This is a genomic window from Devosia sp. (assembly GCF_017307565.1).
Classification (GTDB): Bacteria; Pseudomonadota; Alphaproteobacteria; order Rhizobiales; family Devosiaceae; genus Devosia.
Genome location: NZ_JAFKHD010000488.1, coordinates 1 through 6979, shown reverse-complemented (window position 1 = coordinate 6979; position 6979 = coordinate 1). Strand labels below are relative to the sequence as shown.

Here is a 6979-nt window from a genome sequence, read left to right as displayed (position 1 = left end):
CCGGCCTGCTCACCGCACCCGAACCCAGTCCAAAGACGGGCGGTACGCCGAACGAATCGACTTCGCGCGGAAAATTCGCACCAGTCACTTCTTCGGTTACATCCAGCTCTTCGATGGACGCGGGATGCTCGGGTTCACTGACTGGCGCGATATCTGAAACGGCAAGCTCCGCGGCGATCAGGTCCGCAAGACTATCCTGATCAAGCGCCGGCATTGCGGGCGGCGGAACGACCGGTTCGGTGGGGGTAAAGACCGGGCTCGGCGCTGGCACTTCCTGAGGCGCAATGGCCACGGGCGCGACCGGCGCGCTCGGCACAGCCGCCGGCTGGGCAGGCGCTACCCGCTCCGCTATCTGCGGGATAACAGGAGCCTCTCTATGGGCAGGTTCTGGTGCGCCAAAAGCCGGCACGAAGGCGGTTGGCTCGATTCGTTGCTGCGGAGCCGCGGGCTCGGGGGCCTGCTGCCGCGGCTTGCGGTCAATGTCGAACGCGAAAGAATCGGGTGCCTGAGCATCACCGCCCGGAATTCGAACCGGCCGGGCGGGCGCTTCTGCAGCTTTGGGCTGGACAGGCGCGGGAGGAACGTCGCCGCCCGGAATTCGGACCGCCACTGCCGGTTCGCTCTTGGCTTTGTCGCCCTGAGCATCCGCGGCCATGAGCCTTGCCAGTTCCGCGATCAGGTCGTCCGCGCTATCGGTCTGTCCTGCCATATGTTTCGGTTTCGCTGTCGTCATCGGCCAGCGCCCCTAGATTGCTGCAAACCCTTCCAAAGGGAATTTGCCGCGAGTTTTCACACTAATGCGCCCGAATTATGAAAGCTCTTCGGGGGCTGAAACGCCCAGAATCCCAAGGCCATTGCGAATTACCTGGCGCACGGCATCCACAAGCGCGAGTCGAGCCAAAGTGAGCTTTGGATCGGCTGCGTTAACAAATCGTAACGAGTGATCATCGTTGCCCTTCGCCCAGAAGCCATGGAAGGCCGCTGCGAGGTCGTGGACATAGAATGCAATACGATGCGGCTCGTGCGCAACTGCAGCTGCAGACACCGTCCGAGGCCAAGCCGCGAGGAGCCGGATCAGTTCCAGGTCGGCGGCCGAGGTCAGCAGTTCAACTTCCGCATCGGCAAGGGCAGCGGCGCTGAAATCCAGTCCCGGCACTTCGAGCGCAGCTTTGCGGAAGACCGAGTAAGCGCGCGCGTAGGCGTACTGCACATAGAAGACCGGGTTGTCGCGTGTTTGCTCTTTGACGACGGCGAAGTCGAAATCCATCGAGGCGTCGTTGCGGCGGAAGAGCAGCATGAAGCGCGTGGCGTCGGCGCCCACTTCCTCGACGACATCGGAAAGGAGGACGAGATCGCCGGAGCGCTTCGACATCTTGAACGGTTCGCCGTTCTTGAGCAGGCGCACGAGCTGGCAGATCCGTACGTCGATGTCGGCTTTGCCATGCGACACGGCTTTCACGGCCGCCTGTAGACGTTTCACATAACCCGAGTGGTCGGCGCCGAGCACGTTGACCATGTGGTTGAAGCCGCGGAGATATTTGTTGCGGTGATAGGCAATGTCGGCGGCGAAATAGGTGTAGCTGCCATCGGACTTGATCAGCGCGCGATCGGTGTCGTCGCCATAGTCCTTGGCGCGGAACAGGGTCTGCTCGCGGTCTTCCCAGTCTTCCGGCGTCTTGCCCTTCGGCGCATCAAGACGGCCTTCATAGACCATGCCCTGTTCGCGCAGCCAATCGAGCGTTGTCTGGATATCGCCGCCCTGGCCGTGGAGGGTACGCTCCGAGAAGAACACGTCATGGTGGATGTTGAGCTGCGCGAGGTCGGCCTTGATGAGCTCCATCATTGCCGCAAGAACGCGATCCTTGACGATGGGCAGGACTTCGCTTTCCGGCTTCGAGAGCAGGCTATCGCCGAACTCGGCCTTGAGCGCCTGCCCGACAGGCACGAGATAGTCGCCCGGATAGAGGCCGGGTGGAATTTCGATCGTTTCGCCTAGGGCTTCGCGATAGCGCAGCAGGGTCGACTGGGCGAGAATGGTGATCTGCCCGCCCGCGTCGTTGATGTAATATTCGCGCGTTACGTCATAGCCGGAATAGGCCATGAGCGAAGCGAGGGCGTCGCCGAAGACGGCACCCCGCGTGTGCCCGACGTGCATGGGGCCGGTGGGGTTGGCCGAGACATACTCGACGTTCACCCGCTCGCCCTTGCCCATGTCGGATTTGCCAAAGGCTTCCTTCTGCTCGCCAACGGCCTTCAGCACCTTGTGCAGGATCGGCGTTGCGAGACGGAAATTGATGAAGCCGGGGCCGGCAACCTCAATGGAGGTAACGTCGGCATCGGCCTTGAAGCGCTCAACCAGCGCAGCAGCAACCTCACGCGGATTGCGGCCGAGCGGCTTGGCCACGACCATGGCGGCATTGGTCGAGAGATCGCCATGTGCAGGGTCTCGCGGCGGCTCCACCACCACGCGCGACAGCAGATCGGCGCCCAGTTCAGGGTGATCGGCAAGCAGGGCCTCGGTGACCCGGGTGGTGAAAAGTGCAAAGATATCCATGACAAACCCGCTGGAAATGCTGGCAGGCGGTTAGCGGAATTCCGGGCGAGCGTCAAACAAGCGCTGATGTTCGTCAAGAGCATATGGGTCAGTCATGCCCGCAATGAAGTCCGCAACGATGCGGGCCCGGGCATTTTGATCCACCGTCTGTAGCGCCGCTTCACCCCAGCGTCCTGGCATGTCGCCACGCTCCATATAGGCCGTAAAAAGGCGCTCCACGACCGCTTCGCTCTCCCGCACTGGGCGCATGACGGCCTCGTCGCGATAGACGCGCTTATAAAGAACCTGTTTGAGGCCCTTCTCTGCCTCGGCCGTCGCTGGGGAAAAGGCGATCAGGGTTTTGCCGGCCTGACGCACGTCCTCTGCGCTTGTGATGCCGGCGTCCGAGATGAGTCGGGCGCTATGGGAGATAACATCCTCGATGGCGCGGGTGATCATCCGGCGCTGCACTTCATGTGTCTGCCGCTTTGCATCGACCTTGGGATAAAGTCCCTCCACCTCAAGCACGATCGGTCCCGCCATCGGCGCGTCTTCGAAATCGGACAGTTGCACGAGGCCGGCGCGCAGCGCGTCGTCAATGTCGTGGGCATTGTAGGCAATGTCGTCGGCGATTGCGGCGACCTGTGCCTCGAGGCTCGCATGGCTTGAGAGCCGAAGGTCGGCCACGGCCGGAATGTCTTCGATGCCGGCCGGCAGGCCCTCTTCCGCATAGCGGCCATAGGGGCGGCCGTCGGGGTAGAGCAGGGGGCCGTTGTGCTTCAAAATGCCTTCGAGCGTTTCCCAGGTCAGGTTCAGCCCGTCGTGCTCGGCATAGCGATTTTCGAGCCGCGTCACGACGCGGAGCGCCTGAACATTGTGGTCGAACCCGCCAAAGGGCGCCATGGCGCGGTGCAGTGCGCGCTCGCCCGCATGACCGAACGGGGTGTGGCCGAGGTCATGGCTGAGCGCGACGGCTTCTGCCAGGTCCTCGTTGAGCTGCAGGGCCCGCGCGATCGAGCGCGCGATCTGGCTGACTTCAAGCGTATGAGTCAGCCGATTGCGAAAATGCCGGCCCTCGTGATGCAGAAAAACCTGCGTCTTGTGCTGCAAGCGACGGAACGCGGTCGAGTGAATGATGCGGTCGCGATCGCGCTGGAATTCCGAACGAGTCGGGCTGGGACCGGTGCCGTAAAGGCGCCCGAGAGAGTCTTCCGGCTTGCTGGCGTAGGAGGCTGTTTCGCTCATCTTCTCGTTCCAGGCCTTTGCATTGGCGCCACATGCGCCTATCTTAAGGCCAGTGTTATGACATTACGACCGTATCGGACACTTCAATGACCGCAGCCGCCCTTGCCGAATCTCCCGCCGTGACCCTGTCGGATCGCGCCGCCAAGCGCGTGTCGCGAATTCTCTCGAAAGAGCCGACTGGAACCGTCCTGCGCATTTCGGTCGCTGGTGGCGGCTGTTCGGGTTTTCAGTACGAGTACAATCTCGTGCAGGAGACGGCGAACGAGGATGACCTCGTTTTGCAGAAGGGTGATGCCACAGTGCTCATCGATTCGCTGAGCCTGGAATTCATGGGTGGCGCGGAAATCGACTATGTCGACGATTTGATCGGCCAGTCGTTCCAGATCAAGAACCCGAACGCCATCGCGTCCTGCGGTTGTGGCACGAGTTTCGCCGTCTAAGACTATTTCAAGAACATTTCTGGAGGGGAACATGGGCGCGCGCGTCAACGCGGTCATGGATGAGGCTGTGTCCGGCAACAAAATCGTCGGGGCAGAGGTTATTGTCTATCGTCATGGCAATCTGGTCCTGCGGCGCACCGCAGGTCATTTCGATCGCGAGGCCGGCGCGCCGATGATCGAGAATGCCATCTACCGGCTCGCTTCGGTCACCAAGCCTGTCGTCGCGGCGACCGCCCTGGCCATGATCGACAAGGGGCTTTTGAGCCTTGGCGATCTCGTTTCCGACCACCTCGACTATTTCGCGCCAAGGCTCGAAGACGGTTCGCTGGCAGCGATCACTATCCATCATCTGCTGACCCACACCGCCGGCCTTGCCTATGGCTATGCCGATCCGACGATTTCGACCGGCCTTGGACCATCGGACAAGGATTTCAGGGCCAACTTCTCGCTGGTCGCGGCGGCGCCACTGCTTTTCGCTCCGGGGACGGGTTGGAACTATTCGGTGGCCATCGACGTACTCGGCGCCGTTCTTGCGACTGTCGTAGGCGGCTCGCTGCAGGATGCGGTGCAGACGCATCTGACGGGCCCTCTGGGCATGAGCGAGACCGGCTTTTTCGTCGCCGATCGTGCGCGCCTCGCAAAACCCTATGCCGATGGCACGCCTCCAACGGCCATGGCCGATCCGCAATCGGTCGAGGGCGACGATGGTGGTTCGGTAGTGTTTTCTCCCTCGCGCATCTTTAGCGATAAGGCCTTCCAGTCGGGCGGCGCCGGCATGGCTGGCACGGCGGAGGATATCGCAAAGTTCCTTGAGGCCCTGCGCACGGGCGGCGGCGCTGCGCTGAAGCCCGAGACAGTCGCGCTTGGATTCTCCAATCGTATTGGCGACCTCTATCGTAAGGACCAGGGCCAGCGCTTCGGCTATTTCGGCGCGGTGATCGATGATCCTGCGGCGGCCGAGTCGCCTTCTGCCGCGGGCACGGTCAATTGGGGTGGGGTTTATGGCCATTCCTGGCTTGTCGATCCCGCCAATGCCATTACGATAGTGTCCATGAGCAATACGGCGCTCGAAGGGTGTACGGGGCGCTACCCCAAGGACCTCATTCGCGCCGTTTATGCCGACCTCAACTAACGCCGGAGAGAGCCATGGCCTTGCGCATTGCCACCTGGAATATCAACGGCATCAAGGCCAGGCTCGAACTGCTGGTCCGCTGGCTTGAGGAAGAAAAGCCCGACATCGTCGGGCTACAGGAAATCAAGACCGTCGACGAGGGCTTTCCGACCGCCGAGATCGAGGCGCTCGGCTACAATGTCGTGACCCACGGCCAGAAGAGTTGGAACGGTGTGGCGCTGCTTTCAAAGCTGCCATTCGATGAGGTGCATCGTGGCCTGCCGGGCGACGACGCGGATGAGCAGTCGCGATTGATCGAAGGCGTCTTTTCGGTCGAAGGCGGCGTTGTCCGCGTCTGCAACATCTACCTGCCGAACGGAAACCCGGTCGACACCGAGAAATTCCCCTACAAGCTGCGCTGGATGGATCGCCTCAACACTTTTGTTGCTGGCCGTCTGGCTCTGGAAGAGCCGTTCGTCCTCATGGGCGATTTCAACCTCATCCCCGCGCCCATCGACGCTCACGACCCCGACGCATGGTGGGGCGACGCGCTCTATCGTCCGGAAAGTCTCGAGCGGTTCCGTACTTTGCGTAACCTAGGCATGACCGATGCGCTGCGCGCGATCACCGGCGAGCAGGCCTTTACCTTCTGGGACTTCCAGGCCGGCGCCTGGCGTCGCAATGCCGGTATCCGCATCGACCACCTGATGCTGTCTCCGCAGGCGACGGATCGGCTGGACGATGTCACCGTTCACAAGGATGTTCGCGGCTGGGACAAGCCGAGCGATCATGTTCCGGTGGAAGGTGTCTTCAGCTTCTAGCGCCTGATCTTCGGTCGCTTGACGCCTCGACTTCGTGCCGCCAAGGATGCGGCATGAATTCTGTCTGCCGGTTTTCCGCATGAATGGTTCGCCGACCGATTGGCTCGACGCTGAAACGCCGACTCCGGCGGAGACTCTGCACGTCGATGTGAACGGCTATGAAGGTCCGCTCGATCTGTTGCTGGATCTGGCGCGCCGCCAAAAGGTCGACCTTGCGGCGATCTCCATTCTTGCGCTCGCAGAACAGTACCTCTCCTTCATCGACAAGGTGCGCGAGCGGCGCATCGAGGTGGCGGCCGACTATCTCGTGATGGCCGCCTGGCTCGCCTATCTCAAGAGCCGCCTCATGGTGCCGCAGGCGCCCGACGACGACGAACCTTCAGGCGAGATGCTGGCGGCCATGCTGCAGTTCCGGTTGAAGCGGCTCGAAGCCATGCGACTTGCTGCCAGTCGTCTCCTAGGACGCCCGCGGCTTGGCCTCCAGATCTACTCGCGCGGCGCGCCGGAGCCGCTGGAGATTGCGCGGAAATCTATTTGGGAGGCGAGCTACTACGAGTTGCTGAAAGCCTACTCGGCGCAGCGCGAACGTGGTTCCGTCACGGAGTACCGCCCATTCGTTCGTACCGTCTGGTCCCTGCAGGAGGCACGGGACATCCTGCAAAGACTGATCGGGGACAGCTCCGAATGGGTGTCGATGGACACCTATCTCGAACAATACCTGTCACGGCCCGATGAACGCTCCACGGTCCGCGCCTCCACCTTTGCCTCCAGTCTGGAACTGGTGCGCCAGGGCGAAATCGAAGTGCGCCAGACCGAGACTTTCGGCCCC

6 protein-coding genes and 1 pseudogene are annotated in these 6979 nt (G+C 61.9%); 4 read left to right on the top strand and 3 right to left on the bottom strand.

Going from position 1 to position 6979, the window contains the following annotated elements:
- The 3 genes and pseudogenes from J0I64_RS21335 to J0I64_RS21325 form a co-directional block, all read right to left on the bottom strand.
- Positions 1-733 (bottom strand): annotated as a pseudogene (locus tag J0I64_RS21335) (hypothetical protein); the annotation flags it as partial.
- A gap of 75 nt (positions 734-808) precedes the next feature.
- Entirely contained in the window at positions 809-2554 is a 1746-nt protein-coding gene (gene argS / locus J0I64_RS21330; protein ID WP_291412081.1) for an arginine--tRNA ligase, read from the bottom strand.
- 30 nt (positions 2555-2584) lie between these two features.
- Positions 2585-3820 carry a deoxyguanosinetriphosphate triphosphohydrolase gene (locus J0I64_RS21325; protein WP_291412086.1) on the bottom strand — a complete coding sequence of 412 codons (1236 nt, stop codon included), beginning with the start codon at positions 3818-3820 and terminating at the stop codon, positions 2585-2587.
- 44 nt (positions 3821-3864) lie between these two features.
- Here J0I64_RS21325 and erpA point away from each other — a divergent pair, with 44 nt between their 5' ends.
- The 4 genes from erpA to J0I64_RS21305 form a co-directional block, all read left to right on the top strand.
- A complete protein-coding gene (gene erpA, locus J0I64_RS21320; protein WP_291412079.1) occupies positions 3865-4218 on the top strand; it encodes an iron-sulfur cluster insertion protein ErpA in 354 nt (117 codons plus the stop codon).
- A 31-nt stretch (positions 4219-4249) separates the two neighbouring features.
- Positions 4250-5350, top strand: coding sequence for a serine hydrolase (locus tag J0I64_RS21315; RefSeq protein ID WP_291412076.1), 1101 nt, complete (start codon positions 4250-4252; stop codon positions 5348-5350).
- 20 nt (positions 5351-5370) lie between these two features.
- On the top strand, positions 5371-6150 hold the full coding sequence (gene xth / locus J0I64_RS21310; protein WP_291412084.1) for an exodeoxyribonuclease III: 780 nt from the start codon (positions 5371-5373) through the stop codon (positions 6148-6150).
- A gap of 79 nt (positions 6151-6229) precedes the next feature.
- On the top strand, positions 6230-6979 hold a 750-nt coding region (locus J0I64_RS21305; protein WP_291412074.1), incomplete at its 3' end, for a ScpA family protein.

What these genes read in the sequence shown, in the direction of transcription:
- J0I64_RS21315 (WP_291412076.1), top strand. Translation starts at nt 4,250, where the DNA reads ATGGGCGCGCGCGTCAACGCGGTCATGGATGAGGCTGTGTCCGGCAAC.
- erpA (WP_291412079.1), top strand. Translation starts at nt 3,865, where the DNA reads ATGACCGCAGCCGCCCTTGCCGAATCTCCCGCCGTGACCCTGTCGGAT.
- argS (WP_291412081.1), bottom strand. Translation starts at nt 2,554, where the DNA reads ATGGATATCTTTGCACTTTTCACCACCCGGGTCACCGAGGCCCTGCTT.